Origin of the sequence: Caulobacter radicis (assembly GCF_003094615.1) — a bacterium.
Taxonomy (GTDB): domain Bacteria; phylum Pseudomonadota; class Alphaproteobacteria; order Caulobacterales; family Caulobacteraceae; genus Caulobacter; species Caulobacter radicis.
This window is the reverse complement of record NZ_QDKO01000012.1, coordinates 40,216-64,210: the sequence shown is the minus strand read 5'-3', so window position 1 is coordinate 64,210 and position 23,995 is coordinate 40,216. Positions and strand designations below refer to the sequence as shown.

Annotated in this window: 24 protein-coding genes; 8 read left to right on the top strand and 16 right to left on the bottom strand. The window is 71.2% G+C overall.

Going from position 1 to position 23,995, the window contains the following annotated elements; genetic code table 11:
* Positions 1-197: 197 nt before the first annotated feature.
* Positions 198-1,220 carry a thioredoxin-disulfide reductase gene (gene trxB, locus DDF62_RS07685; protein ID WP_116488580.1) on the bottom strand — a complete coding sequence of 341 codons (1,023 nt, stop codon included), beginning with the start codon at positions 1,218-1,220 and terminating at the stop codon, positions 198-200.
* Between the two features lie 52 nt (positions 1,221-1,272).
* On the opposite strand from trxB, the gene DDF62_RS07680 reads away from it, so the two are divergent.
* Together DDF62_RS07680 and pseI are read left to right on the top strand one after the other, a co-directional pair.
* A complete protein-coding gene (locus DDF62_RS07680; protein ID WP_116488579.1) occupies positions 1,273-1,569 on the top strand; it encodes a hypothetical protein in 297 nt (98 codons plus the stop codon).
* Positions 1,570-1,624: 55 nt separating this feature from the next.
* Complete coding sequence (gene pseI, locus DDF62_RS07675) at positions 1,625-2,683, top strand: pseudaminic acid synthase (RefSeq protein ID WP_116488578.1); 1,059 nt, start codon at positions 1,625-1,627, stop codon at positions 2,681-2,683.
* On the opposite strand, the gene DDF62_RS07670 is transcribed toward pseI, so the two are convergent.
* The 15 genes from DDF62_RS07670 to dnaG all read right to left on the bottom strand — a co-directional run bounded on the left by DDF62_RS07670 (position 2,680) and on the right by dnaG (position 16,594).
* Positions 2,680-3,387, bottom strand: a complete 708-nt coding sequence (locus DDF62_RS07670) for a WbqC family protein (protein WP_116488577.1) — start codon at positions 3,385-3,387, stop codon at positions 2,680-2,682. The genes pseI and DDF62_RS07670 overlap by 4 nt on opposite strands.
* Positions 3,384-4,640 carry an FAD-dependent oxidoreductase gene (locus DDF62_RS07665; RefSeq protein WP_116488576.1) on the bottom strand — a complete coding sequence of 419 codons (1,257 nt, stop codon included), beginning with the start codon at positions 4,638-4,640 and terminating at the stop codon, positions 3,384-3,386. Before DDF62_RS07665 ends, DDF62_RS07670 begins: the two co-directional genes overlap by 4 nt.
* Positions 4,637-5,284, bottom strand: coding sequence for a class I SAM-dependent methyltransferase (locus DDF62_RS07660; protein ID WP_116488575.1), 648 nt, complete (start codon positions 5,282-5,284; stop codon positions 4,637-4,639). The genes DDF62_RS07665 and DDF62_RS07660 overlap by 4 nt, the downstream gene beginning before the upstream one ends.
* 142 nt (positions 5,285-5,426) lie before the next feature.
* On the bottom strand, positions 5,427-6,143 hold the full coding sequence (locus DDF62_RS07655) for a cytidylyltransferase domain-containing protein (RefSeq protein ID WP_116488574.1): 717 nt from the start codon (positions 6,141-6,143) through the stop codon (positions 5,427-5,429).
* 9 nt (positions 6,144-6,152) lie between these two features.
* Complete coding sequence (locus tag DDF62_RS07650) at positions 6,153-7,154, bottom strand: mitochondrial fission ELM1 family protein (protein ID WP_116488573.1); 1,002 nt, start codon at positions 7,152-7,154, stop codon at positions 6,153-6,155.
* 97 nt (positions 7,155-7,251) lie between these two features.
* Positions 7,252-7,725, bottom strand: a complete 474-nt coding sequence (greA, locus tag DDF62_RS07645; protein ID WP_058349843.1) for a transcription elongation factor GreA — start codon at positions 7,723-7,725, stop codon at positions 7,252-7,254.
* 153 nt (positions 7,726-7,878) lie between these two features.
* The gene (locus DDF62_RS07640; protein ID WP_116488572.1) at positions 7,879-9,492 is read right to left on the bottom strand and encodes a methyl-accepting chemotaxis protein; all 1,614 of its coding nucleotides are present in this window, start codon (positions 9,490-9,492) and stop codon (positions 7,879-7,881) included.
* Positions 9,489-9,788 (bottom strand): hypothetical protein, encoded by a 300-nt coding sequence (locus tag DDF62_RS07635; RefSeq protein ID WP_244286745.1) that lies wholly within the window; start codon positions 9,786-9,788, stop codon positions 9,489-9,491. The genes DDF62_RS07640 and DDF62_RS07635 overlap by 4 nt, the downstream gene beginning before the upstream one ends.
* A 202-nt stretch (positions 9,789-9,990) precedes the next feature.
* Entirely contained in the window at positions 9,991-10,656 is a 666-nt protein-coding gene (locus DDF62_RS07630) for a glutathione S-transferase (RefSeq protein WP_116488571.1), read from the bottom strand.
* A 62-nt stretch (positions 10,657-10,718) separates the two neighbouring features.
* Positions 10,719-11,810, bottom strand: coding sequence for an HPP family protein (locus DDF62_RS07625; protein ID WP_116488570.1), 1,092 nt, complete (start codon positions 11,808-11,810; stop codon positions 10,719-10,721).
* Between the two features lie 56 nt (positions 11,811-11,866).
* The gene (locus DDF62_RS07620) at positions 11,867-12,148 is read right to left on the bottom strand and encodes a DUF1294 domain-containing protein (RefSeq protein ID WP_116488569.1); all 282 of its coding nucleotides are present in this window, start codon (positions 12,146-12,148) and stop codon (positions 11,867-11,869) included.
* A complete protein-coding gene (locus DDF62_RS07615) occupies positions 12,145-12,594 on the bottom strand; it encodes a hypothetical protein (RefSeq protein ID WP_116488568.1) in 450 nt (149 codons plus the stop codon). Before DDF62_RS07615 ends, DDF62_RS07620 begins: the two co-directional genes overlap by 4 nt.
* A gap of 2 nt (positions 12,595-12,596) precedes the next feature.
* Complete coding sequence (locus DDF62_RS07610; RefSeq protein ID WP_116488567.1) at positions 12,597-13,067, bottom strand: DUF2269 family protein; 471 nt, start codon at positions 13,065-13,067, stop codon at positions 12,597-12,599.
* The gene (locus DDF62_RS07605) at positions 13,067-14,356 is read right to left on the bottom strand and encodes an SDR family oxidoreductase (RefSeq protein WP_116488566.1); all 1,290 of its coding nucleotides are present in this window, start codon (positions 14,354-14,356) and stop codon (positions 13,067-13,069) included. The genes DDF62_RS07610 and DDF62_RS07605 overlap by 1 nt, the downstream gene beginning before the upstream one ends.
* 330 nt (positions 14,357-14,686) lie before the next feature.
* The gene (gene dnaG, locus DDF62_RS07600) at positions 14,687-16,594 is read right to left on the bottom strand and encodes a DNA primase (RefSeq protein WP_116488565.1); all 1,908 of its coding nucleotides are present in this window, start codon (positions 16,592-16,594) and stop codon (positions 14,687-14,689) included.
* A 222-nt stretch (positions 16,595-16,816) separates the two neighbouring features.
* On the opposite strand from dnaG, the gene DDF62_RS07595 reads away from it, so the two are divergent.
* The 6 genes from DDF62_RS07595 to DDF62_RS07570 all read left to right on the top strand — a co-directional run bounded on the left by DDF62_RS07595 (position 16,817) and on the right by DDF62_RS07570 (position 23,764).
* A complete protein-coding gene (locus tag DDF62_RS07595; protein WP_116488564.1) occupies positions 16,817-17,761 on the top strand; it encodes a BON domain-containing protein in 945 nt (314 codons plus the stop codon).
* A gap of 233 nt (positions 17,762-17,994) precedes the next feature.
* Positions 17,995-18,381: a group III truncated hemoglobin gene (locus DDF62_RS07590; protein ID WP_116488563.1), complete on the top strand. Its 387-nt coding sequence runs from the start codon at positions 17,995-17,997 to the stop codon at positions 18,379-18,381.
* Positions 18,378-19,100, top strand: coding sequence for a 2OG-Fe dioxygenase family protein (locus DDF62_RS07585; protein WP_244286744.1), 723 nt, complete (start codon positions 18,378-18,380; stop codon positions 19,098-19,100). Before DDF62_RS07590 ends, DDF62_RS07585 begins: the two co-directional genes overlap by 4 nt.
* Positions 19,101-19,202: 102 nt before the next feature.
* On the top strand, positions 19,203-21,128 hold the full coding sequence (locus tag DDF62_RS07580; RefSeq protein WP_116488562.1) for an HWE histidine kinase domain-containing protein: 1,926 nt from the start codon (positions 19,203-19,205) through the stop codon (positions 21,126-21,128).
* Positions 21,129-21,399: 271 nt separating this feature from the next.
* Complete coding sequence (locus tag DDF62_RS07575; protein WP_116488593.1) at positions 21,400-22,176, top strand: ImuA family protein; 777 nt, start codon at positions 21,400-21,402, stop codon at positions 22,174-22,176.
* Positions 22,088-23,764, top strand: coding sequence for a Y-family DNA polymerase (locus DDF62_RS07570; RefSeq protein ID WP_116488561.1), 1,677 nt, complete (start codon positions 22,088-22,090; stop codon positions 23,762-23,764). The genes DDF62_RS07575 and DDF62_RS07570 overlap by 89 nt, the downstream gene beginning before the upstream one ends.
* Positions 23,765-23,995: the final 231 nt, after the last annotated feature.

Below are 23,995 nucleotides of genomic sequence, written 5' to 3'. Positions count from 1 at the left end.
CCTGTGGGGGAGGCGGCCGAAGGCCGGTGGGGGGGCGGTTTCAGCTTCCGCGGTGTCGGCAGTTTCGGTTGCTGCTCCCCCCACCGATCGCTGCGCGATCGCCTCCCCCACAGGGGGAGATTCCAGAAAGTGGGCAGGCCAACGAAAAAGGCCGCCCCCTGAGGAGCGGCCTTTCCGTCATTCCAACAAACCCAACCCTACCAGGCGCCGATCTCGTTGGCCTCGGCGTGGCTGATCGGGTGGTGGGCTTGTCTGTGGTCTTCCTCGGCCAGGAACCGCACCGCCTCCAGGGCGGCCATGCAGCCCATGCCGGCGGCGGTCACGGCCTGGCGGTAGACGTCGTCGGTGACGTCGCCGGCGGCGTAGACGCCTTCGATGGCCGTCGAGGCCGTGCCCGGCTTGACCTTCAGGTAGCCGCCGGGGCCGACTTCCAGCTGGCCGGCGAACAGTTCCGACGACGGGGCGTGGCCGATGGCGATGAACACGCCGTCGGTCTTCAGCTCGGTGAATTCGCCGGTCTTGATGTTCTTCAGGCGCACGCCGGTGACGCCCGCAGGTTGTCCATTTTGGGGATCGCTGTCGCCGACGACCTCGTCGATGACGCTGTCCCAGACAACCTCGACCTTCGGATGGGCCAGCAGGCGCTCCTGCAGGATCTTCTCGGCCCGCAGCTCGTCCTTGCGGTGCACCAGGGTGACCTTGCTGGCGAAGCTGGTCAGGAACAGGGCTTCCTCGACGGCGGTGTTGCCGCCGCCGACCACCACGACTTCCTTGTTGCGATAGAAGAAGCCGTCGCAGGTGGCGCAGGCGCTGACGCCAAAGCCCTGGAACTTGCTCTCGCTCTCCAGGCCCAGCCACTTGGCCTGGGCGCCGGTGGCGATGATGATCGTCTCGGCGATCCAGTCCTGGCCGCTGTCGGTCTTGACCACGAACGGGCGCTTGGACAGGTCGACGCTGGTGACGATGTCGCTGACGAACTCGGTGCCCACGTGCTCGGCCTGGGCGCGCATCTGGTCCATCAGCCAGGGGCCCTGGATGACGTCGGCGAAGCCCGGATAGTTCTCGACGTCGGTCGTGATGGTCAGCTGGCCGCCCGGCTGGATGCCGGCGATGAGCACGGGCTTGAGCAGCGCGCGGGCGGCATAGATGGCGGCGGTGTAGCCGGCGGGGCCCGAACCGATGATCAGGCAGCGCGTCTGGCGGGGAGCGGTAGTGGACATGGGCGAACATATAGTGTCGATTCCGCGTCGTTGCGATGGCTTTGGGGACACCATGAAGGGCGGACTGACGATCGGTATTGGCATCGGGACGGCGATCGGGGTCGCGCTGGGCTTGGCCCTCGACAACCTGGCGATCGGCATCGGCGTGGGCATCGCCATCGGCGGGGGCCTGGGCTCGGCGCTGCAGGTGGCCAAGCCCGCCGAGGCCAAGGCCGGCGGCAAGAAGGGCGACGGCGGCGACAGCGGCTCGACCCACTATTCCGACAGCTCCTCCTCCTCCTCGTCGGACTGCGGCTCGTCGTCGGACGGCGGAAGCTGCGGGGGCGACGGCGGCGGTGGCGGGGATTGACGGCTCGTCCACGATTTCAGGGTTAATAGGCAACAAACCGCGTGAGTTTCCGCCCATGACCGCTTCGCCCGAAATCGAGATCGCCGGCCGCAAGATCGGCGCGGACCATCCGCCCTACGTGATCTGCGAGCTGTCGGGGAACCACAACGGCAGCCTCGACCGCTGCCTTGAGATGGTCGACGCCGCCGCCGACACCGGCTGCGACGCCATCAAGATCCAGACCTACACCGCCGACACCATCACGCTCGACGTCGACCGGCCCGAGTTCAAGATCCACGGCGGCCTGTGGGACGGGCGCAGCCTGTACGAGCTCTACGAAGAGGCCCACACCCCGTTCGAGTGGCACGCGGCCATCTTCGAACGGGCCCGCAAGCGTGGCGTGACCATCTTCTCCAGCCCGTTCGACGAGACGGCGGTCGACCTGCTCGCGGGCCTCGACGCCCCCGCCTACAAGATCGCTTCGTTCGAGGCCGTCGACTTGCCGCTGATCCGCTATGCGGCCGCTCGGGGCAAGCCGCTGATCATCTCGACCGGCATGGCGAACCTGGCCGAGATCGAGACCGCGCGGAACACGGCCCTGGAAGCCGGCGCGCCGGGCGTGCTGCTTCTGCACTGCGTCTCCAGCTATCCGGCCACCTTCGCCGACGCCAATGTGCGGACCGTGGCCGACATGGCCGCCCGCTTCGGCTGCCCGATCGGCCTGTCGGACCACACGCCGGGCACGGCCGCCTCGGTGGCGGCGGTGTCGGTCGGCGCCTGCGCGGTCGAAAAGCACTTCACCCTGGCCCGCGCCGACGGCGGCCCCGACGCCGCCTTCAGCCTGGAGCCGGCCGAGTTCAAGGCCCTGGTCGACGACACGAAGAACGCCTGGGCCTCGCTGGGCCGCGCCCACTACGACGTGCTGGGCGCCGAGCAAGGGTCCTTGCTGTTTCGCCGCTCGCTCTACGTCACCGCCGACGTGCCGGCCGGCGCGGTCCTGACCCGCGACAATGTCCGCTCCGTGCGTCCGGGCAACGGTCTGCCACCGGCGGATCTCGACAAGGTGCTGGGCCGTCCCGCCGCCCGCGCCCTGACCCGCGGCGAGCCTCTGGCCTGGGACATGGTGGGCGGCTAGGGGGCGACCAGGGCCTTCAGCCCGTCCCAGCCGACGTTCATCAGGGCGTCGACGAAGCCCATATAGGGCGTGAACTCGGGCCGGCCCTGCGGATACTCGGTCATGCGGCAGGGCTTGAAGCGGACCGGAAAGCCGGCGGCGGCGAAGACGCCGTCCTCTTCCATGTAGTCGGCCGATCCGGTCGGCGAGACGTACTCGGCGGCCTCGACCGCGCGGCAGATGGCCAGCAGATGCTCGGACCGGGCGCCCGCCGCGTTCAGGCTCGAGGCGCGGACGAAACGGGTCTGGATCCCGATCCGCATCGCCGCGGCCTGGGCCAGGCCGCAGGTCAGGTCGGCCAGAGCGCCGTCGGGTTCGCGGGCCAGCTGTTCGGAGACGAAGGCGAAGCCCTCGGCGAAGAACGGCCGCTTGCCATAGGCGTGGCGGATGGCGGCCAGGTGCTTGTCGCGCCAGGTCTGGCTGTCGTCGATGCGGATGGCGTGGATCGGCGTGTCGCGGTCGTGCTTTCTGACCGGGACCGTCAGCATCAGCTCGCCCTGGGCGGTGAGGATCCGGTTGCGCGACTGCCACGAGCGGCGGGCGAACTGCACGTCGTCGAGGAAGACGAAGACGTCGCTGGCCGCCATCAGCTGGAAATAGCCGAGATACGGCAGATAGGTCGGCTGCATGATCGCCGCCGTCTTCGGGGGCGAGGCGGCGCTCATCCGGCCAATGCCAGGCCATCGGCGGCGGGCGTGGCGCGGGCCAGCGCCAGGGCGGCGTCCACCTCGGCCAGCTTGGCGCTCTTGCCGTAGGGCTCCCAGGCGCCGCAGACGAAGGACGGCCCGAAGCGCTCGGTCAGCTTTTCACGCAGGGCCGCCAGGCCGGCGATGGCGTCGCGCGAATGATAGATCCAGCGCGGCTGGGCGCCCGAGTGCAGCAAGGCGCCGGTCTTCAGCGATCCGAAGCCCGACAGCAGGCCGCGGATCTCGCCGGGCAGGGCGCGCAGGTCGGCCTCGCGCACGCACTCGGCCACCACCAGGGTCTTGCCGCCGCTCTCGTACAGATAGGCCCGGAAGCAGTCGCCCTTGGCCGTGAAGTTCTGGACATAGACCGGGCAGGGGCCGTCGAAATCCGCCTCGAAGACGTAGGTGAAGAAGCTCTTCTTCACCAGCGACGGAGTCGAAAGGCCCATGGGCTTGAACAGCGGCGTCGGATTGGCGGCCCAGACCACGGTATCGCCGGCCGCGTGCTCGGCCATCACCTGACGGGGCGAGATCAGGCTCTCGAAGCGGATGTCGACGCCCAGGGCCTCCAGCGACCGGCGGCAGGTCTCGAACAGGGCCGTGAAGCCGCCGGCCGGCAGGCTGGCGGTGACGTTGGCGGTGCGGCCCGACAGGCCGCGCGGCACGCCGTACAGCTCGTCGGCCCATTCGTTCGAGGCCTTGAGCGCGACCAGGGCCGGGGTCTCGGCGCCGGCCGGATAGACCCGGTTGATGGCCAGCGGAATGGCCGCCTCGCCGTGCACGGCGGAAAGGTCGGCGTCCAGGTGCCAGCGGCAGTATTCGGTCAGGGTCTCGGTGATCGGCGAGGGGTAGGCGGCGATGCGGTCGGCCAGGCTGTCGCCGGCCGGCCGGGCGATGCGCAGGCTGGCGCAGTCGACGGCCGGACCGCCGAAGTCCCAGGTGAAGACGCGCTTGCCCGCGCCGTCGAGGCTGAGCGAGCCGAAGCGGTTGTCGAAGGTCTCGAAGGTCGCCCCTTGCGCCTTCAGGCGTTCGAGCAGGGCGTCGCCCTCGGGGCCGAAATAGACGCAGCCGTCGCGCATCTCCGCGCTGCTGACGACCTTGGGGCGGGCCACGCCGCCCAGGGCGTCGAAGCGTTCGTGCAGCTCGATGTTCCGCCAGCCCAGGCGATGGGCCTCGAAGGCGGCCATGATCCCGGTCAGGCCGCCGCCGACGATGCGGATCCGGCCGCTCACGAGGCGCTCCCCCAGACGACGAGGTCGCTGTTGCGGGGCACGCGGACGCCGGCCTGCAAATTGTCGAAAGAGACGCGGAAGATGTCGGGCTGCGCGAGACCCAGTTCGTCGCGCAGGCGGTTCACCAGGCCCGCCTCGGTGTAGAACAGGTTGAACAGGCCCTCTTCGCCCGTCTCCGGCGTGGCCAGGCGGAAGCCGTCGGGCTCCTCGGCGACGCCCCGGCCGTAGCGATAGTCGTCCACGAGGCGCGTGCGGACGAACACCTCGGCGTTCGGCGCAAGCTTCTCGCGCACGGCGGTCAGAACCCGGTGGGCCTGGGCGTTGGTCAGGTAGCAGAGCAGGTTGGGGATCAGCAGGACGTCGATCGGTCCCTCGATCCCGTCGGGTAGGCCCAGCGACAGGTCGGCCTGGATCAGGGTCGCGGCCTCGCCCAGGTTCCAGCGGGCGTCTTCCAGCGCCGCGGCCGAATAGTCGACATTGACCAGGATCCAGCCATAGGCGGCGTAGAGCGACAGGTTGTTGCCCGTGCCGCCGCCCAGCTCGACCACCTTGCCGGCGCGCTGGTGCAGGCCGCGCTTGAAGAAGTGGCGGGCGATGAACTCGTCGGGGTACTTCAGACCCCGGATGTCGGGCAGGGCGCGCATGTCCGTCCGCCCCCGAACCGGAGGCCCCTCAAAAGCTGGCGCGAACCGGTGGAGCGGTCGCGGCAGCAGCCTGGGGCCGCTTTGCCGAATACTTTGTTAACCCTGTCCTTAAGGGACGCGGCGCGATTGTCGCACCCGGCGCCTATGCGCGACGGTCGCCGCCGTAGTTCAGCAGGTCTTCCCGGCTTCTCACGAAGGCCCGGACGTCGTCGGAAGTGAAGGCCCGGTCCTTGGGATACAGTGCGTCATAGACCGCCGCGACGAAGGCGTAGTCGTCGGGCCGGTCGACCGTCCAGCGCACCGCGCCCTCGCCGGGGGCGTCCGGCAGCCAGGCTAGGTTCCAGCGGTCGGGGTTGTTCCAGACGTCCCAGGTGACGTGCTCGCGGGCCTCGGGGCTGTCGGCCTGCGCGGCGGCGCGGCGCAGGCCGGCGGCGGTGATCACCTCGACGTCGAGGCCCTTAGGGTAGGCCGCGCCCTCGGGGCTGTTGCTGGTGTAGTCGGCGCGCGACGACAGGTGCAGGTCGATGGTCGCGTCGATCACCGTCGGGTCGGCCAGCGGGCAGTCGGCGGTCAGGCGCACGACGTGGTCGGCCGGATGCGCATCCAGCGCGCCGACGAAGCGTTCGAGCACGTTGTCGAGTGGACCGCGATGCACGGCGATTCCGTCGCGGCGCACGGCGGTCTCGATGGCGTCGTCCAGCGGATCGGTGCTGGTGGCCACCACCAGCCTGTCGATCCGGCGAGAGCGGGCGACGCGCTCGATCTGGCGGATGATCATCGGCGCCCGCACGATCGGCATCAGCACCTTGCCCGGCAGGCGGGTGGAGCTCATGCGGGCTTGCAGGACGGCGAGGATCATCCCGTCAGGCTAGAGCGCGGCCTTGCGGGCGTCCATCCGGGCCAGGACCTCGGCGGCGGCGCGGCCGGTCTCGTCCACCGGCTCGTAGGTCCAGCCGTGAAAGGCGCCGCCATACGGGCGGGCCGCGCCCTGGCGCTCCAGCTCCTCGTGGAACAGGCGGAACTTCACGCTCTGGCCTTCCATCTTGAGGATGAACACCGGCTTGCCGGTCGAGGCCGCTTCCGTAGCCATGTTGGTCGAGTCCTCGGTGACGAGGATGTAGTCGGCCGCGGCCAGGAAGGCGAAATAGGGATTGGGGCCTTCGCCGTCCCAGATGATGCCGGGCACGTCGCGCAGGCGGGCGGCCAGCAGGGCGCGGGCCGGCTCGGGCGTGCGGCGCGAGAAGGTCATCAGCAGGCTGCCGCCTTCCTGCTCCAGCGGCAGCTGGATCTCGTGCGCCATCTGGGCGGCGCGTTCCACCGGCAGGTCGAAGGCCTTGGACTTGCCGCCCAGCAGCACCGCCACGCGCGGGCGGGGCAGGGCCTCGATGGCGTCCTTGAACTTCTCGTATTCGGCGTCGAGCCGGTCCTGGCTGACGCGATGCGGCGAGCCGGTGATCGGCACGACGTTGTCGCCGGTCAGGCGGTCATGCTTGGGCGGGATCACCAGGTCGAACATGTGGGCCGGGACGCGCGGGTCCTGGATCTGCACCACATAGGTCTTGCCGCCCGACCATTTCTTCAGGCGGATCGACAGGGGCAGGGTGGCGCGGCCGGCGGCGACCCACAGGTCGGGCCAGGGCGGGGTGATCTCGCTCTCGGGCGTCAGCCAGCGGCGCGGCAGCCAGGCCAGCCACCAGGGCAGGCGGCCGGTGCGCCCCTTCCAGCCCACGCGCTTGACGACGATCCGGGCCGGGCGCTTGCGCGCGATGGCCTCGGCCAGGCCCACGGCCTGGGCCTCGATGCCGGCGCGACCGTCCGAGACGGCCCAGATGGTCAGCGGTTCGGAACCTGGCGTCTGATTGGCGCTCATCGCTCCAGCCCTCAAAACGGCGAACGCCGCGGAACCACCCTGAACAGGCGACTCCGCGGCGATTGGCCGAACTTCATGGCGGGTTTGGGGCTGACCCCTAGACCCACTCGACCTTGAGGATCTCGTAGGCCTTCACGCCGCCGGGCGTGTTGACCTCGACCACCTCGCCGACTTCCTTGCCGATCATCGCGCGCGACAGCGGCGAGCTCAGCGAGATGCGGCCCGACTTCACGTCGGCCTCGTGGTCGCCCACGATCTGGTAGCGGGCTTCTTCTTCGGTGTCCTCGTCGACCACGCTGACCGTGGCGCCGAACTTCACTTGCGAGCCGGAGAGCTTCGAGACGTCGATGACCTGGGCGCGAGCGATCTTGTCCTCGATCTCGGCGATCTGGCCTTCGATCCAACCCTGGCGTTCCTTGGCGGCGTGATACTCGGCGTTCTCCGAGAGGTCGCCGTGCGAACGCGCCTCGGCGATCGCGGCGATCACGGCGGGCCGTTCGATCGTCTTCAAACGCTTCAGTTCTTCGTCGAGGGTTTGATAACCCACGACGGTCATCGGCACTTTTTCCATTGTGGATTTTAGCTCGGTTCGCCCTAAGGGAGGAAGACTTCCAGTCGCTGGCGATCGCGACCGGGGGCTGAGAGGATAGGCGCCGCATTCCGGATAAGCAAGCCTCACGCGCCCTAAGGGTTGCGTGGCCAAGCTGAGGACGGCGCCTTGTCCTCAGGCCCGTCGTGAACCGCGCGTCGCCGTTCCCGCCAGGCGGTCTCCCGGCAGCTGGAACTGGCCGACCAGTCGGGCCAGCTCGCCGGCGTCGTCGTTCAGGGCATGAGTGGCCGCGGCGGTCTCCTCCACCAGGCCGGCGTTCTGCTGCAGCACCTGGTCCATCTGATTCACCGCCGTATTGACCTGGGTCAGGCCCTGAGCCTGGTGCTGGGCGCTGGCGGCGATCTCCGAGACCAGCCCGTCGATCTCGGCGATCTGCAGGACGATGCGGTCCAGCGCCTCGCCGGTGCGGCCGACCAGCTCGACGCCCTCGCCGACCTGGCGGGTCGAGGTGGTGATCAGCTGCTTGATCTCCTTGGCGGCCTCGGCCGAGCGCTGGGCCAGGGCGCGGACTTCCTGGGCGACGACCGCGAAGCCCTTGCCGGCGTCGCCGGCCCGGGCGGCCTCGACACCGGCGTTCAGCGCCAGGAGGTTGGTCTGGAAGGCGATCTCGTCTATCACCCCGATGATGCGGGAGATCTGGGTGGCCGAGGTCTCGATCGCGCCCATGGCGTCGACCGCCTCGCCGACCACCTCGCCCGAGCGGCGGGCGTCGTCGCGGGCCCGGGCCACGACGGCGGCGGCCTTGCGGGCCCCGTCGGCCGTCTGCCCGACCGTGGCGGTGATCTCGTCCATGGCGCTGGCGGTCTCGGCCAGGTTGGCGGCCTGCTGCTCGGTGCGGCGCGACAGGTTGGCGGCCGCGTCGGCGATCTGGTCGGAGCCGTGGCGCACGCCCGAGGCGCGCTCGTCGATGATGGCCAGGGCCCCGGCCAGCTTGCCGGCCGCCTGGTTGAAGTCGGCGCGCAGCTGTTCGTACGACTCGGAGAACTCCTCGATCAGGCGCACCGACAGGTCGCCCTTGGCCAGCCGCGACAGGCTGGCGGCGAGGGCGTCGACCATGTCGGCGCGCTGGCGCTCGGCGGCGGCCTGTACGGCGGCGTGGGCGATGCGGCCTTCCTCTTCCGAGCGGCGGGCGCTGTCGGCGGCGGCGTCCGCCTCGCGGGCCTCCTGCATGGCCGCCTCGGCCTTGGCCCGGGCGCGCTCGGCCAGGGCGATGACGCGGTGGATGCTGAAGGTCGCGGCGATCAAGGCGCCGGCCTCGACGATCAGGATGACGGCGTGGACCAGCACCCGGCCCAGGCTGGCCGAGCCGGGGAACACGGCGGTGGGCAGCAGGTAGCTGAGCGCCAGGTGGTGCACGGCGACCGTGGCGGCGGCGGCGGCGATGACGGTCCAGTCGCAATAGACGACCAGCAGGGCGAGGGCCGCGAAATAGGCCATGTGCATGTCGATCTGCCAGTCGTGGCCGCCCAGGGCGGCGACCAGCAGCGAGACCTGGGCCATCAGCGCCACGCCCGACAGGATGCGGCCCGTGGCGGTCTCGCCCCGGTGCAGGACGGCGCCGGCCGCGAGAGCCGTGACCATGACCGTGGCGACGGCCATGCCCAGCACCGGCTCGCCGACCAGGAAGCGGGCGGCGATGACGATGGGCGCCATCAGGCCGGTCAGCAGCAGGATCAGCCGGCCGCCCGAGCGGCGCTGCGCGTCGAGGTTCGAAGGCTTCGTGCTCATGGACGGGGCTCCAGGACGGTCTTGGCGCAGACGCCGGCGGCGTCGGGATCCAGCAGGACAAGGGCGCCGGCGGCGCGCAGGCGGCCGCCCAGCGTGGCCGGGTCGCCGCGCAGGATCAGGATGAAGGGAACCGCGCCGGCGCCGGATATGTCGCCCGCCGAGGTGGCGGCGCCGGCGGCGCGGGCGGGGGTCCACCAGGGCGGGAACACGGCGGCGACGCGTCCAGGGTCGCGCGGCGAGGCGCTGGACAACGTTACGGCCAGTAGAGTGACGATGATCGCGGAGGTTGCGGCCAATGTCCGACCCAGGGCGTGAAGCAGATCACGCCAGGTTCGAACACGCGACAGGGACAACCTTGATCTCCGGGCAAGCTGAGCCATGGACTGGCGGCTTCTAGGGAGAGGTTTTGCGCATCCGTGGTGTGTGAAGTCTTAAGAGCGCGACCGAGCGTCGCCATGTCGCAGGCGCAAGCTCGGCCGTGAGTTGCAAGGTTTCTTCCTAGTCGGCGTAGGCGTACTCGCCGCCGCGCTGCAGGGCGGCGCGATAGGCGGGGCGGGCGTGGATGCGGTCGAGGAAGGCCTTCACCTTGGGGCGCGAACCGGCCCCGGCGCGGGACACGGCGGCCTCGAGCGGGAAGCTCATGATCACGTCGGCGGCGGTGAACTCCGGTCCGGCGAACCATTCGGACTTCGACAGTTCGGCGTTCCAGTAGTCGATGTGGCTCTTCAGCTGCGGATCGACGAAGCCCGACTGGGCCTTGGCCGCGATGGCCTTGACCAGGCCCTTCAGCAGGCCCGGGGCGCGGGCGGGCAGGGCGGTGAAGACCAGCTTCAGCAGCAGCGGCGTCATGGCCGAGCCCTCGGCGTAGTGCAGCCAGTAGGTGAAGGCCAAGCGCTCGGGCGTGCCGGCCGGCGGAATCAGGCGGCCGTTCCCGTAGGCGTCGAGGATGTATTCGATGATGGCGCCGGTCTCGGCGATGGTCTTGTCGCCGTCGGTTATCACCGGCGACTTGCCCAGTGGGTGGATGGCCAGCAGCTCGGGCGGGGCCAGCATGGTCTTGGCGTCGCGCTCGTAGCGCCTGACCTCGTAGGGAACGCCCAGCTCCTCCAGCAGCCACAGCACGCGCTGGCTGCGCGAGTTGTTCAGGTGGTGGACGACGAGCATGGCGTTTCCCCTATGGATTTGCCCCAGCATGGCGCGGCGACGCGCGCGTCAGTCAAGCCTCGTCACAGCACGCTCTCGACGATATGGGCGCGATAGAGCACGGCGATCAGGTCGGTCTGGGTGATCACGCCCACCAGCCTGCGATCGCTGTCGACGACCATGGCCTCATGGGTCTGGCCGCTGGAGAGAATCGGCAGCAGGGCGGCGATCGGCGTGCCTTCGCGCACCCGGTGGACGAACGGGTCGAGCGCGGCCTCGACCGTGCGGCGGCGGTTGGCCTGCAATTCGGCGCGGCGGGCCATGCCGATGACGCGGCCGTCCTCGTCCACCACCGGGGCGGCGCGCAGGTCGTGCCGCTGCAGGAAGGCCAGGGCGCTTTCGGCCGACTGCGTGCGGTCCAGGCGAATGACGTCGCGCGACATCACCTCGCCGCAACGGATCTGCGAGTGCAGGCGCTGGTGGGCCTGGATCTCGACCTCGCGGAACAGGGCGTCGAGGTCCTCGCGGCTGACGTCGAGCAGTTCGCCGTAGCGGGCCAGGGCCTTGTCGAGGTCGCCGGCGTCGTAGCCGATGCGCGAGGCGGGCAGGGGATCGGCCGTGCCGTGCGGGCTGGGCGGCGGCGCGGGAGCCCTGTGCGGATATGAGCGGCCGACCAGCCGGTTCCAGGCCATGCCGGCGGCGACCAAGAGCACCGAGTCGACGGCCACCGGATTGAGCGCGAAGAGATAGCCGGCCTTGGTCACGGCCGGTCCGCCGATGACGGTGATCAGGGCCACCGCGCCGCCGGGCGGGTGCAGGCAGCCCAGCAGGATCATCACCGCGATGGCCAGGCCCACGGCCAGGGGCGCGGCGATCAGCGGCTGGTTCGGCAGCAGCATGGCGACGGTTATGCCGATGAAGGCCGAGATCACGTTGCCGCCGATCACGCCGCGCGGCTGGGCCAGGGGACTGGCGGGCACGGCGAAGACCAGCACCGCCGAGGCCCCGATCGGCGCCACCAGCAGCGGATGCAGCCAGTCGCCGCCGCCGACCGCGAAGCGTCCCAGCAGGCCGGCGAACAGCAGGCCGAGCAGCGCGCCGCCGCCGCCCTTCAGGGCGTCGAGGGGGCGGATGGGGGTCTTGCCGCGAAGCAGGGTCAGCAGGCGCTGGGTCATGGGGCTTGATAGGCGATGAGGACGCGCAGCGGCGCCGAAATTCGCTGGCGCATGGCTCAGCCGCGCTGGAAGGCCAGGGCGACGAGGCCGGCGACCGCGCAGGCCTGGGCGAAGACGATCAGGGTCAGCCAGGCCCCGAACGGCTGCTTGCGGGTCTTGTGGCGCAGCCAGCGCTGGGCCAGCAGGGCCCCGGGCGCGGCGCACATCGCCGCCGACAGCAGCAGCACGCGCTCGGGCACCCGGCGCTCGCCATGCACGGCGGCGGCCTTGTCGTGGGCGAACAGCAGGAAGCAGAACAGGTTGGCGGCCAGCAGGGCCAGGGCGAGGATCAGGGTCAACGCGCGCTCTCGGGCGGGGCGTGCTCCAGCGGCGCGAGGTCCGGCTCCATCCAGCCGCGACGGGCGGCGACGCTGAACAATCGCTCGCGCGACCAGAAGGCCAGCGGCCAGGCCTTGTCGCCCAGCGGCGTGGCCAGCAGGCGGCCGGCGGCCTCGCCGTCGTCGAGATTGGCGGGCAGGGCGGCGACGAAACCTCGGATGGCGGCCAGATAGGCCTGGGTGATGGTCTCGTGATAGCCGCTGGCGTCGTCGTTCACCCCGCCGACGGCTTCGTTGTAGGCGCGGATGATCCCCGGCAGGTCGCGCTCCAGCCCCTCGTCGCGGATGCGCACCAGGCGCAGGGTGGCCGTCAGGTGGGCGGCGTGGGTCCATTCGGCCTTGGGCAGGCTGCGATCGAGCAGCCGTTCGGCGAGACGGGCGACGTCGTCTTTGGAGTAGGCGGTCATGGTCAGAAGCTCGGCCTGGCCAGCATCAGCCAGACGATGGCCAGCACGGCGGCGAAGGCGGGGAAGCCCAGCACGAACCAGGCGCGGAACAGGCGGTGGTAGCGCTCGGGCAGGGGCTCGCCGGCCTTGGCGGCGGCGTCGGCAAGGTCGCGCAGGCGGATCTGGATCCAGACCACGGGCAGCCAGCACAGGCCGGTGACGACGTAGAGCACCAGGCTCAGTCCGATCCAGCCGCTCAGCAGCGGGTAGCCGACGACATGGGCCAGGGCCGCGCCGGTGATCGGCTGGATGACGACGGCGGTGGCGGTGAACACGGTGTCGGCGATCACCACGACGCGGGCGGTATGGGCGATCAGGGCCGGCTGGCCGGTGCGGTGGGCCATCAGCATGAAGAAGGCGATGCCGGCCCCGGTGCCCAGCAGCACCGTGGCACCGACCACGTGGACGGCCTTCAGCAGGAGATAGAGGTCCATCAGCGTTCGTCCAGCAGAGCGAGGGCGGCGATCGCCAGCACGGCGGCGGGAATGCTCTTCACCAGCGGGCCCAGCGGATCAAGCCACAGGTCGGGGCGCACGACCGCGCCGCCGGCCAGGTAGCCGGCGGTGACGGCGATCATGCCCAGCAAAGCCAGGCGCGCGGTGCGACGGTGGGCGACCAGCAGGGCCAGGGCGACGTCGACGATCCCGCCGCCGACCACGAAGGCCTGGGCCAGGGGCTGGGGCATGTCGGCGCTGGTCAGCAGGGCGACGGCGGCGTCGCGGCCGATGGTCAGGCCGATCAGGCCCGAGACCAGCCAGAAGGCGCAGAGCGTCGTCAGGATCAGCGGCTTGGCCAGCCAGGCCTTGGCGAACCAGCGCTCCTGCACGCCCGACGGCATGGCCGCCAGGATCTGATCCAGCGAGCGTGGGACCAGGCCCAGCCGCTCGGCATGGGCGGCCTCGCCGGCCACGCCCAGGCGCAGCTGCTGCTGGGCGGCGCTGCGCATGGGGCTGCGCCAGCCGAGGAAAGCCAGGGCGTCGGCGGCCTTGGCCGGGATCGCCGCCACGGCGGGCGGCAGGGCGATGACGGGGGCGGGGGCCAGGCCCAGCCAGCCGCGCAGACGGGTCAGCAGGTCGCCCAGGGCCACCGGTTCGGCGTGAACGAGGTCCAGGCTCTGGCCGGACGCGGTCTCCGGACGGATCGCGGTCGACACGGCGGCGGCGACGTCCTCGGCGGCCACCACCTGCACGCGGGCCTGCGCATGCACGGCGGGGATGGCCAGCGGGAACGCCGCCAGCGCCCGCAGCAGCGCCGTGCCGCCATAGGCGGCGGGCGCGATCACCAGGCCCGGCTTCAGGATGATCCATTCGATGCGGCTCTGCGCGATCAGGTTTTCGGCCGCCTGCTTGGTGGCGCCGAACGGATCGAAGCGGCCGGGCGCCACTCCGGCGGCCGAGACGTGGACCAGACGGGCCCCGGTCGCCTCGCAGGCCTCGACCAGGCGGGCGACGGCGTCGGCATGGACGGCCTGCAGGTCGTCGCGCGGGCCGTCCTGCAAGGCGCCGGCGCAATTGACCACGGCGTCTGCGCCGGTCAGCAGGCCGGTCCAGTCGGCGGCGCTGGCGGTGCGCAGGTCGGCGGCGCGCCAGTCGACGCTGGGGAACCGCCGGCGCGCTTGGGTCAGGTCGCGGCCGACCCCGACCACCGCATGGCCGTCGGCCAGCAGGCGGGCGGACACATAGGACCCGATCAGCCCGTAGGCTCCGACGACGACGATGCGCATGGCGGCGTTGTTAGCGGGGGAAAGCGCGGCAGTGAAGGGTGTGGGTCCAAGACGCTCTCCCTGAAGGGGGAGCTGTCGCGAAGCGACTGAGGGGGGAGGGACTTCCCACGTCGGCGTTCGGCTCAGACTCATCAGGAACTTCCCCCTCCGGCCCTCCGGGCCACCTCCCCCTTTAGGGGGAGGATCTTTGGCGAGGAACCTCCCCCTCCTGGGGGAGGCGGCCGAAGGCCGGTGGGGGGACGGTTTCAGCTTTCGGGGCGGTGGCCGGTTTCGCAGCTTTTCCCCCCACCGATCGCTGCGCGATCGCCTCCCCCTCCTGGGGGAGGTTTCTCAGTGCGCGGGCTGCCAGAATTCCAGGTTGCTGATCTGGCGTTCGAGGATGGCGATGCGGTCGCGCAGGTCGCGGGTGGCGGTCAGGCTGGCGGCGGTGACGGCTTCCTCGCGCATGGCCTTGAGGGCGCGCTCGGCGTCGCCGACCTCGACGATGGCCTCGTAGCAGGCGGCCCACAGGGCGCGGGCCCGCTCGCGCTCCATCTTGGGATCCAGGAACGGCGGCTTGAGGGTCTGGGCCAGGCGGTCGAGCTCGGCCAGCTCCTCGCCCCGGCCCTTGCGGACCAGGATGTCGCGGAACGGCGTGTCCTCGCTGATGTCGTCGATCAGCGCCTCGAAGATCTCGTGGGCCAGGCCCTTGAGGCGCGCCTCGCCAAAGCCGATCCGCTCCAGCGCCTCGTCATAGGGACGCGCCCAACCCGGATGATCGACGGCCGCGATGGCCACGGCCGCGTGGAAGGGGTTCAGCCGGCGGCCGATCTGCTCGCGGGCGACGCCGCGGATGCCGGGATCGGGCGGACCGCGCTCGCGGCCTTTCCAGCCGCCGCCACCGCCGCCGCGCGGGGTGAACGGGCGATCCCCACCCTGGCCGCCGCCTTGCCCGCCGCCATAGGCCGGCTTGGGAAACAGCAGGTCGAGCTTGGCGTAGAGGTCGTCCTTGTAGGCGCTGGCCAGGTCCTTGTCGGCGATGGTTGCGGCCGCCGCGCGCAGGCGCTGCTTGAGGCCCGCCTTGCGTTCGGGGGTGTCCAGCGGCTCCAGGTCGCGCTCGCGCACGAACAGCGCCTCGACGAAGGGCGTGGTCTGGGTGACCTGGGCCTTCAGCGCCGCCGGACCCTGCTCGCGCAGCACGTCGTCGGGGTCCTTGCCGCCGCTGACGATCGAGAAGCGGAATGAGCGGCCGGGCTTCAGCAGGGGCAGGGCGCGGTCGATGGCGCGGCTGGCGGCGCGCTGGCCGGCCTTGTCGCCGTCGAAGCACAGGGTCGGCTCGGGATGCAGGCGCCACAGCGCCTCCATCTGCTCTTCGGTCAGGGCCGTGCCCATGGCCGCGACGGCCGCCAGGCCGGCGCGCTGGCAGGCCACGACGTCCATATAGCCCTCGACCACCAGCATCGGGGTCTGCTCGGTCGGCGCCGCCGCCTGGGCCGCGTGCAGCAGCTTTCGCGCGTCATAGAGGCCGTAGAGCACCCGGCTCTTGTGGAAGAGGCTGGTCTCGGGGCCATTCAGGTACTTGGCGCGGGCGTTGGGATCCATGGCCCGGCCGCCGAACGAGACGACCTTGCCGCGCGTATCGGTGATCGGAAAGATGATCCGGTCGCGGAAGCGGTCGTAAGGCGCGCCGCCGTCCTCGGGCGCGATCAGCAGGCCCGCCTCGACCAGGTCGCCGGGCTTGGCGCCCTTGGCCACCAGATAGTCCTTCAGCGCCGTGCGGCCGTTGGGAGCAAAGCCGATCCGGAAGCGGCTCCACTGGTCCTCGGGCAGGGCGCGGCGGTCGAGATAGGCGCGGGCGTCCTTGCCGACGGGGCGGCGCAGTTCGGCCTCGAACCAGGCGGCCGCCAGCTCCATCCAGTCGCCCAGACCCGCGCGCTTGCGGTCGTCCTGGGCGGCGCGGGCGTCGGGCTCGGGCAGGCTCATGCCGGCCTCGGCGGCCAGCCGCTCGACCGCCTCGGAGAAGGTGAGGCGCTCGGTCTCCTGCAGGAAGCTGATGATGTCGCCGTGCTTGCCGCTGGAGAAGCAGTGGTAGAAGCCCTTGTCGTCGTTGACGAAGAACGACGGGCTCTTTTCCTTGGTGAAGGGCGACAGCCCCGCGTACTCGCGACCCTGCCGCCGCAGCTTCACCGTCTTTCCGACCACGTCGGAGGGGCGAAGGCGGGACTTCAGTTCTTCAAGGAAGCGGTCGTCGAAGCGCATGGCGGATTTGCTGCAACATAAGCTTCCTCGCGCGCGAAGGCACGCCTTGCTGGCCGACAATCTACAGGCCGCCGTCGACCTATCCCGTGGTCATCCACAGATGGCTGACGCCCCGCCCAAAGAAGCGTCGCATTAGGAACAGGCCTTTCGGCCCCTCCGTTCTTTCGGCCGTGGGACGCCTCGACGCGTCCCGACGCCACATGAGAGCCACGGAGAACACCCATGCCCGAGTCCCGCTGGAACGACCGTGAAGGCCGCTTCGAGGTCGACCGCGACCGAGATTTCGACGACGAGCGCGGCTACGGCTACGACGCCTCGCGCGCTGACGGGCGCCGCCAGGACCGCTACGGCCAGGATCCCGACTGGCGCGACCGCTACGCCGCCCGCGAGCAGCGCAGCTACGGCGAGCCGCGCCATCGATCATCCGGCCGGGCGGAACTGCGCCGGGCGATCAGCCAGGGCGGCGACATCGGCTATGGCTCGATCCGCTCGGGTTCGGACTACGCCTCGGGCCGCGGCTATCGCGCGCCGGGCGACTACGGCCAGGTGGGCGGCTTCGACTTCGGCGGCTCCACGGCCGATTACGGCGGGGGCGGCTATCGCGGCGAGGCGCCCGACTACGGCGACCGGGCCTATTTCGACCGCCGCCACGAGCGCGAACGCAACTACTACACCGACGGTCCGGGGCGGGGGCGCCACGACCGTGAGCACTGGGCCTATGCTCGCCATCCGCGCGACCGCCACGACGAGGATCGCGGCTGGTTCGAGCGGGCCCGCGACGAGGTCTCGGCCTGGATGGGCGACCACGACGCCCAGCGCCGCCGCGAGCATGACGCGGCCGTCCGCGCCGACCATCGCGGCCGGGGTCCCAAGGGCTATCGCCGCTCGGACGAGCGCATCCGCGAGGACGTCAGCGACCGCCTGACCGACGACGGCTGGCTGGATGCCTCGTCCATCGAGGTGGCGGTCAAGGACGGCGAGGTCATCCTGAGCGGCACGGTCCACGCCCGCGACGACAAGCGCCGGGCCGAGTTGCTGGCCGAAAGCGTCTCGGGCGTCGACAACGTGCAGAACAACCTGCGCCTGGATCGCGGGCCGGAAGCCCGAAGCGGCGACTGGAGCCTGCAGGGCAATGCGCCCCAGCAGGGCGTGACGGGCAAGGCTTGAGGCTCCCGCGCCAACTATCTCGTCATCCCGGACGGCCGCAGGCCGATCCGGGACCCAGGGGACTGGGCGCGGCGCATGGGTTCGCCTCCCGCTGGTGGCTGGCGCCATGCGGCGGCCCCTGGGTCCCGGCTCTTCGCTACGCTACGGCCGGGATGACGGCTTGGGAGAAAAGCGAAACCCTAAGTGATAATCCCTAGCTTGGCTGGCGGGCCGCTTGGGACCATCTAGGGCCCATGTCCGAGCCCGCCCTCCAAGAACCGACCTTCATCGACGCCCTGGTCGAGGCCTTCTACGCCAAGGTCCGCCGCCATCCGCGCATCGGGCCGGTGTTCAACGGTCAGATCGCCGAGGACGCCTGGCCCCATCACATGGCCACGCTGAAGGATTTCTGGGCCACGGTGCTGCAAGGCTCGGGGCGCTACAAGGGCTCGCCGATGGCGGTGCACCAGCGCATCGAGGGGTTCCAGGAATGGATGTTCACGCCGTGGCTGAACCTCTTCCACGCCACCTGCGTGGAGCTGTTCGACGCCCCCCGCGCGGCGATCATCGGCGAGAAGGCCGAGCGCATCGCCCGCTCGCTGAAGCTCGGGCTCTTCTTCCGCCCGGGAGCGCCGGCGTGAGCGGGATCTCGAAGAGCATCGAGGCGGAAGGCTTCGCCATCGTGCCGGCGGTGCAGACGCGCGCCCTGCTGGACGGCCTGCGCGACTGGGATCTCTTCGCCGACAGCTGGAACGACCTGGGCGTCGACGGCTTCATGGCCGACGGCGGGCGCTATCGCCGCCGCCGCTTCGCCGCCTTCGCCGCGTCGGCGGACGGGGCGATCACGCGCAAGCCGCACCAGCCGCACTACCAGAGCCGCGACTACAACGCCCTGAACGGCGGCGTGCAGCGGTGGTTCGAGCCGGTGACGCAAGGCGTCGCCGAGCATCCGGTCACGCAAGGCCTGTTGAAGGCGGGCCTGGATCTCTTCCACCCGTTGACCGAGGCGCCGCCCGCGGCCTGGCACGTCGAGCTGCACCAGTTCCGCATCGAGGCCCATGACGGCGAGGCCGGCCTGCCCACGCCCGAGGGCGCGCACCGCGACGGCGTCGACTGGGTGATCGTCATGCTGGTCGAGCGCCACAATGTGGCCAGCGGCGTCACCGACATCTTCGCCCCCGACGGCCGCGCCCTGGGCTCCTTCACCCTGACGCAGCCGGGCGACGCGGTGTTCATCGACGATCATCGCGTGCTGCACGGGGTGACCGCGATCTCGCCGCTCGAAGCCGGGCAGGACGCGCGGCGCGACGTGCTGGTGGTCACCTTCCGTAGGGAGGACCCTGACCGCAGGGAGGGCTGAGGCGGTCCAACGGGCAGCCAGGGCGCGACCGTTTGTCTCACTCCACCTGCGGAGGTGGGCGTGCAAGCCTGCCGCTCCTTCGCGAACCGAGCGCCGTAATCCATGACCGACGACGCCCCTTCGCCCTCCCATGCCGGTCGACGGGACACCTTCTCGGCGACGATGGCCGACGCGGTGCCGATCCTCATCGGCTATGTCGACGCCGACCGCCGCTATCGCTTCGTCAATCGCGCCTACGAGACCTGGTTCGGCGTCCGTCGCGCCGACATCGAGGGCAAGTCCCTGCTCGAGGTCATGGGCGAGGCCGCCTATGAGCGGGTGCGCGACCATGTCGACGGGGCGCTGGAAGGCCAGAGCCTGACCTTCGAGGGCGAGGTGCCCTACCAGGCCGCGGGCCTGCGCCATGTCGAGGCCAAGTACGTGCCCGACGTGGCCCCCGACGGCGCCGTGCTCGGCTACTACGTGCTGGTCACCGACATTTCCGCGCGCAAGCGGGCCGAGGCCGAGCTGGCGCGCCTCCTGGTGCGCGAGCGGCGGCGGGCCCTGATGCTGGATCTGGGCCGCCAGCTGCGCGAGGAGAGCGAGGTCGCCGCCATCGCCGACAAGGCCTGCGCCGTGCTGGCCGAGCAGTTGGGAGCCCAGCGGGCCGGCTATGCCGAGGTCGACCTGGCCGGCGTCTCGACCCAGATCGTCGGCGAGTGGGGCGGTGAGGGGGTGCAGCCCCTGGTCGGGCCGCTGTTCGTGCTCGACGACTTCGGCCCGGCGATGAGCGACGACCTGCGGGCCGGCGTGCAGGTGGTGATCGACGACGTCCGCGAGGACATGCGCACCCGCCACAGTCTCGAGGCCTATTCCGCGCTCGATATCCGGGCCTTCGTGGCCGTGCCGCTGGTCAAGGCCGGACGGCTGGTCTCCTATCTTTTCGTCTGCCAGGAGCGGCCGCGCACCTGGGGCGTCGACGAGGTCGCCTTCGTCGGCGACGTGGCCGAGCTGATCTGGGCCGCCAGCGGCCGGGCCCGCGCCGACGCCGCCCTGCGCCAGGCCGAGGAGACCGAGCGCCTCCTGATCCGCGAGGTCGACCACCGGGCCAAGAACGTGCTGGCGGTGGTGCAGTCCCTGGTCCAGCTGACGCCCTTCGTCGACAAGCGCCAGTACGTCACCGCGCTCAGCGGCCGCATCGGCTCGCTTGCCCGCTCGCACAGCCTGTTGTCGACCACCCGCTGGACCGGCGCGGTTCTGCGCGCCCTGCTGGAGCAGGAGCTGGAGGCCTACAGCGTCGAGCACGAGAGCCGCGTGGTGCTGGACGGCCCGCCGGTGCTGATCCGCGCCGAGGCGGCGCAGTCGCTGGGCCTGGTGGTGCACGAGCTGGCCACCAACGCCAGCAAGTACGGCGCCCTGTCGACGCCCGGCGGCGTGCTGGAGGTGCGCTGGACATGGGAGGCCGGGCGCCTGGTCGTCGACTGGCGCGAAAGCGGCGGACCGCCGACGATCGCCCCGGCCCGGAGGGGCTTCGGCTCCACCCTGATCCAGAACGCCGGCAAGCAACTGGGCGCGCAGGTCTCCCACGACTGGCGGGTCGAGGGGCTGCATTGCCGCATTGAGCTTTCGCGCGGGGCCCTGCCCCATGCGGGCGGCGGCGAGCGTTCCGCGGCCATGACCGGCGCCGCGCCCGACGGCGGTCTGCAGGACCAGCGGGTGCTGGTGGTCGAGGACGAGGCCCTGGTGGCCATGGAGCTGGCCCGCGTGCTGGCCCTGGCCGGCGCCCAGGTGGTGGGCCCGGCCGGCGACGTCGAGGAGGCTCTGGAGCTGATCGAGAGCAGCCTGATCGACCGCGCCGTGCTCGACGTGAACCTCGGCGGCCGCATGGTCACGCCGGTGGCCAAGGCGCTGGCCGAGCGCGCCATCCCCTTCGTCTACCTGACCGGCTACCAGGAGCCCGGCCTCGACGACGGCCCCGTGCTGCACAAGCCGGCCGCACCCGAAGCCCTGGTCAGCGCCCTGGCGGGACGGCGGGTGGAGCGGGTCTAGGGGCGCTGCTCCCAACCAACTCCCCTTCATCCCGTCATTCCCGCCCTTGTGGCGGGAACCCCTGGTTCCATGCGCACGTGAAGTGCAAGCGGATCGCCGGCGATCCGCCCCATCCGCCTTTGCGGCTGAGAGAGGGCTTCCCGCCACAAGGGCGGGAATGACGGGATGAAGGGGAGGGGGAGGAGACGTCTCCTGGCGGCACCCCGCCGCATCTCGCGACCTTGACTCCCGCGCCCATCAGGATCAGAACAAAATGGGAACGGAGGTCGCCATGCCCGGCTCGCGCGAGGCGCGTATCGAGGCCCTGAGAGGTCGGATCGCCGCCATCGAGGCGGGGACTCGGACTCCGACTCCGGTCCTGCCGTTCGGCGATCCGCGCATCGACAGCCGCCTGCCCGGCGGAGGGCTGCCCAGGGCGGGCTGGCACGAGGTGGTCGGCGAGGGGCTGGAGGGCGAGAGCGGGGCGGCGACGGCGGCTTTCGCGGCGCTGCTGGCCAGGCCTCGGGCGGCCAAGGGCGCGGTGGTGTGGGTGCTGCGGCGCTCGGACCTCTACGCGCCGGGCCTGGTAAACCTGGGCTTTCCGGTCGAACGGCTGGTGATGGTGCGGGTCCGCGACGAGGCCGAGGGGCTTTCGGTGATGGAGGACGCGCTGGCCACGCCCGGCGTCTCCGTCGCCATCGGCGAGGCCGAGGCGCCGGATCTGGTGGCCGGCCGCCGGCTGCAACTGGCCTGCGAGCGGGCGGGGGGCTTTGGGGTCGTGCTGCATCGCCGACCCTATGGCGGGCCGGCCAGGGGGGCGACCGGCTCGGCCGCCTTCAGCCGATGGCGGGTGGGACCCGCCCCGGGGCGCGCGCCGCCGGATGGCCTGGGGCTTGGTCCCCCGGCCTGGCGCGTGACGCTGGAACGCTGCCGGGGCGGACGCCCGGGGGCGTGGATCCTGGAACATTCGGAGGCCGACCATGGCCCGCATCCTTTCCGTGTGGTGTCCGAACTGGCCGATCACGACCTGGTTGAGACACCACCCGAACGCCTTCGCAGAGCGGGGTGAGGGAAAGATCCTCTCCCCGAAGGGAAAGGTGGCCGCGAAGCGGTCGGAGGGGGAAGGGGTGTCCGCCTCAGCAGAAACTTCCCCCTTCGTCGCCTTCGGCGACACCTCCCCCTTCAGGGGGAGGATCTTAGAAGACCCCCCCTTCGCCCTGCTGGTCTCCGAACGCGGAACCCGGCGCCTGGCCGCCGTCGACGCCGCCGCCATGGCGCTGGGTCTTTCCGCCGGCCAGAAGGCCGCCGACGCCCTGGCGCTGGTTCCGCAGCTGGTCACCGCCGATCACGACCCCGAGGCCGACCGGCGGGCGCTGGAGAGCCTCTGCGACTGGTGCGTGCGGTTCTCGCCGGCCGTGGCGGTGGACGGCGAGGACGGCCTGCTGCTCGACATCACCGGGACCGACCACCTGTGGGGCGGCGAGCCCGCCATGCTGGCCGACCTGCTGGAGCGGCTGTCGCGCTGGGGCGTGCCGGCGCGCGGGGCCATCGCCGACACCGCCGGGGCGGCCTGGGCCCTGGCTCGCTTTGGAGAGACTCGCTTCGGACGGGCAGCGTCGGTGGTTCCGCCCGGCGGCCAGCGCGAGGCGCTCTCCCGCCTGCCGGTGGCGGCCCTGCGGCTGGACGAGTCCGCTCAGGCCCAGCTGCCGCGCCTGGGCCTGCATCGCGTGGGCCAGCTCTACGCCCTGCCGCGCGCCCAGATGGCCAAGCGCTTCGGCCTTTCCTTCACCCAGCGGCTGGACCAGGCCCTGGGCGCGGCTGGCGAGGCGCTGGCCTTCCGGCGTCCGGCCAGTCCGTGGTTCGAGCGCCTGGCCTTCTTCGAGCCGATCAGCGCGCCCGAGGATCTGGCCCGTGTCGCCGCCGACGTGCTGGCCCTGATCTGCAAGCGGCTGGAGGCCGAGGGGCGCGGCGCCAAGCGGTTCGAGGTCGTCTACCATCGCCTGGACGGCAAGGCCTTCGCCGTGCCCGTCGGGCTGGCGCGGCCGGGACGCGACGCGGCGCGCCTGGCCAAGCTGGTCGCGCCCAGGCTCGACGTCGTCGATCCGGGCTTCGGCATCGACGTGATCACCGTCCACGCCTTCGCGGTCGAGACTTTGGTCCAGGGACAGGCGCGCATCGACGCCGAACTCGACGCGGCTGAGGCCTTGGCCCCGCTGGTCGACCGACTGGTCAACCGTCTGGGCGAAGGGCGGGTCTGGCGGCCCGATCCGGTGGAAAGCCACGTGCCCGAGCGCGCCGTGGGCCGGTCCGCGCCCCTGGCGGCGCCGACGGACGCCCGGCCCTGGAACCCCGACCTGCCGCGCCCGACCAGGCTGCTGAAACGTCCCGAGCCGATCGAGGTGATGGCCAAGCTGCCCGACGACCCGCCGCTGCGCTTCACCTGGCGCGGCCGCCATCACCGCCTGCGCGCCGCCGAGGGCCCCGAGCGCATCGGCCAGGAATGGTGGCGCGGCGACTTCGACGACACGGGTCCGGGCAGGATCCGCGACTACTACCGGGTGGAGGACGAGGCCGGCGGCCGGTTCTGGATCTATCGGCAAGGGCTCTATGGCGACGACGCCTTGCCGAAGTGGTGGCTGCATGGCCTGTTTGGTTGATCAGACCCTCCCCCCGAAGGGGGAGGTGTCGGCGAAGCCGACGGAGGGGGAAGTCATTCCTCGCGGTCTTGTGCGCGCCGAACTTAGCAGCCTCTTCCCCCTCCGGCCCTCCGGGCCACCTCCCCCTTCAGGGGGAGGGTCTGGGGACGCCGGCCCTAAGAAGATCCTCCCCCTCTGGGGGAGGTGGCCCGGAGGGCCGGAGGGGGGGCGTTTTCAGCTTCCGCGGCGGTC